Source organism: Stenotrophomonas sp. Sm10 (assembly GCF_030985515.1).
Classification (GTDB): domain Bacteria; phylum Pseudomonadota; class Gammaproteobacteria; order Xanthomonadales; family Xanthomonadaceae; genus Stenotrophomonas; species Stenotrophomonas hibiscicola.
On record NZ_JAPTFO010000161.1, the window covers coordinates 1 to 2,731 of the forward strand.

Consider the following 2,731-nt stretch of genomic DNA (forward strand, 5'->3'; position numbering starts at 1 on the left):
TCCCCACACCGCCCCACCCTCCCACTGAAGCCCGGCTTTTGACGTCGCCGTTGCGTCTGCGGGTGCCGGGTGCAACCCGGCCGAAACCCCTTACCCCCGCAACAGCACGAACGGCAGCAGCACCAGCGCAGCGGCAGCGGCCATCCCCAGCAGCACCAGCATTACGAACAGCGGCCGCCGCCGGAACAGGCTGCCGAAGGTCTCCGCCGTGCCATCACGCAATGCCTGCTCACGCTCGGCACGGATGCGCGGCCCGCGTTCGGCCTGGTACTCCGCCATCAGCGCCTTCGCACGTGGATGATCGGCGTCCTCGCGCAGCCACAGGCCTCCGTTGGAAATGCCCCAGGGGCTGGGTTCGGTGCGGTACCAGGCGATGCCGTGCTGGTCGAGCAGCGTGCAGACATCGGCGTATTCGTCGTCACCGACATTGCGCAGATTGAGCAGGAGTTTTGCCATGTCCCCATGATACCCGGCGCCGATGCGCTACCCTTGCCGCCCTCGACCTGCGCCCTACCGGAGACGCCCGATGCGCCGCCTGCTGCTTCCCCTGCTGCTGTCCCTCGCCGCCGCTGGCTGCTCGACCGAACCGTCCGGCCCGCCGCCCGGCGGCACCCTGACCGCCTTCGAGCGGATCGATACCGTGCCAGGTACCGGTGCTGAAGCCGTTCCCGGCAGCAAGGTCACCGTGCACTACACCGGTTGGATCTACGACAACCGTACCGAGACCAAGCACGGCAAGACCTTCGACAGCTCCTTCAAGCACGGCCAACCGTTCACCTTCGCGCTTGGCGCCGGCCAGGTCATCCGCGGCTGGGATGAGGGCGTGGCCGGCATGAAAGTTGGCGGCAAGCGCACGCTGATGATCCCGCCGGACTACGGTTACGGCGACCGCAAGGTCGGCCCGATTCCGGCCGGATCGTCGCTGGTGTTCGACGTCGAGCTGCTCGATGTCAAACCGTGATGCCGCCATGCCCCACCGCGTCGCCGTCATCGGCGGTGGCCCGGCCGGCCTGTTCGCCGCCGAGCGCCTGCGCGCCGCCGGGCTGGACGTCGACCTGTACGAGGCCAAGGGGTCGCCCGGCCGCAAATTCCTGATCGCCGGCAAGGGCGGGCTCAACCTCACCCATTCCGATCCGCGTCCGCTGTTCGACAGCCGCTACCGCGAGCAGTCCACGGCCGTGGGCCGCTGGCTGGACGACTTCGATGCGCAGGCGCTGCGCGACTGGGCCGCCGGCCTGGGCGTGGAGACCTATGTGGGCAGCTCCGGCCGCGTGTTCCCGGTCGACCGGAAGGCTGCGCCGCTGCTGCGTGGCTGGGTGCGCCGGCTGAAGGAACAGGGTGTGCGCCTGCATGCCAACCACCGCTGGATCGGCTGGGGTGAGGATGGCGCGCTGCGATTTGAAACCGAAGATGGCGCCGTTGAAGTACATGCCGATGCCACCCTGCTGGCCATGGGCGGCGGCAGCTGGCCGCAGCTGGGCAGTGACGGCGCCTGGGTCGCGCCACTGCAGGCCCGTGGCGTGGACATCGCACCACTGCAGTCGGCCAACTGCGGTTTCGACGTGGGTTGGACCCCATTCTTCGCCCAACGCAATGCCGGCGCGCCGTTGAAGCCGGTGGTCGCGCACTGGATCGACCTGGCCGGACAGCCACGGTCGCTGCAGGGCGAATGCGTGGCCAGCGAGTACGGCATCGAAGGCAGCCTGATCTATGCGATGGCGGCGGACCTGCGCGAGACCATCAACCGCGAGGGCCACGCGATGCTGTGGCTGGATCTGGTACCGGGCCGCGACGAGGCGCGCCTGCTTGCCGATCTGTCACGCCCACGCAAGGGCCGCAGCTTCGGCGAGCACCTGCGCCGCCAAGCCGGCCTGGATGCAGTGAAAGCCGCATTGGTGTTCGAGATTCTGGGTAAAGAAGCGGGCAGCGACCTGCCTGCCGTGGCGGCTACGCTCAAGCGCCTGCCGCTGCGCCTGCTGCGTCCCCGGCCGATGGCCGAGGTGATCAGCACCGCCGGCGGCGTGCGCCTGGATGCGCTGGATGATGGCCTGATGCTGCGGGCAGTGCCCGGCGTGTTCTGCGCCGGCGAGATGCTGGACTGGGAAGCGCCGACAGGTGGCTACCTGTTGACCGCGTGCTACGCCAGTGGCCTGCGTGCTGCGGAAGGCGTAATCGGGTGGCTGGCCGGGCGGTGACGCCTGCCTTGTAGCGTCGAGCCATGCTCGACGGCGTTACCTGTAGAGCCGAGCCCATGCTCGGCTTGAGTCAAAAGCAGCCGAGCGTGGGCTCGGCTCTACAGAACGCAGAAAACGAGCACTCACCACGGCCGGCGCATGCTCACTGAAGCCAGCGCCACGCCGCTGGGATGCGGGTAGGCCTCTTCGCGCACGCTGACGAACCCCTGGCGTTGATAGAACGGCACGGCGTTGAGCGAGGCCGACAGCACCACCTCACGTTCACGATCGGCCATCGCCAGCAGGCGCTGCATCAACGCCTGGCCAATGCCCTGGCCGCCATGATCCGGATTGACGAACAACGCATCGACTTCATTGGCATCGGCATCAAAGACGCCGAAGCCGAGCAGGCCACCCTGCCCGTCCTCGGCCACTACGCATCCGCCCTGCGACAACAGCCGCGCATACTGCGACGGTGGCGGCGAGGCAGACCAGGGCGCAATGACTTCGGGCGGGTAATGGCTGCTGCAGGTCTCGCGCACGCAACGCGTGCGCAG

General features: G+C 68.3%; 4 protein-coding genes. 2 read left to right on the forward strand and 2 right to left on the reverse strand.

Annotation, left to right across the window (positions count from 1 at the left end):
* Positions 1-90: 90 nt before the first annotated feature.
* Positions 91-456, reverse strand: coding sequence for a DUF6164 family protein (locus O0J15_RS20630; RefSeq protein ID WP_021204401.1), 366 nt, complete (start codon positions 454-456; stop codon positions 91-93).
* A 70-nt stretch (positions 457-526) separates the two neighbouring features.
* Here O0J15_RS20630 and O0J15_RS20635 point away from each other — a divergent pair, with 70 nt between their 5' ends.
* The gene (locus O0J15_RS20635) at positions 527-961 is read left to right on the forward strand and encodes an FKBP-type peptidyl-prolyl cis-trans isomerase (RefSeq protein ID WP_134729552.1); all 435 of its coding nucleotides are present in this window, start codon (positions 527-529) and stop codon (positions 959-961) included.
* On the forward strand, positions 948-2,195 hold the full coding sequence (locus O0J15_RS20640) for a TIGR03862 family flavoprotein (protein ID WP_134729550.1): 1,248 nt from the start codon (positions 948-950) through the stop codon (positions 2,193-2,195). Before O0J15_RS20635 ends, O0J15_RS20640 begins: the two co-directional genes overlap by 14 nt.
* 122 nt (positions 2,196-2,317) lie before the next feature.
* Here O0J15_RS20640 and O0J15_RS20645 read toward each other — a convergent pair.
* On the reverse strand, positions 2,318-2,731 hold a 414-nt coding region (locus O0J15_RS20645), incomplete at its 5' end, for a GNAT family N-acetyltransferase (protein ID WP_308306234.1).

Excerpts from the sequence above, each read along its gene's own strand:
- O0J15_RS20635 (WP_134729552.1), top strand. The coding sequence starts at position 527 with ATGCGCCGCCTGCTGCTTCCCCTGCTGCTGTCCCTCGCCGCCGCTGGC.
- O0J15_RS20630 (WP_021204401.1), bottom strand. The coding sequence starts at position 456 with ATGGCAAAACTCCTGCTCAATCTGCGCAATGTCGGTGACGACGAATAC.
- O0J15_RS20640 (WP_134729550.1), top strand. The coding sequence starts at position 948 with ATGTCAAACCGTGATGCCGCCATGCCCCACCGCGTCGCCGTCATCGGC.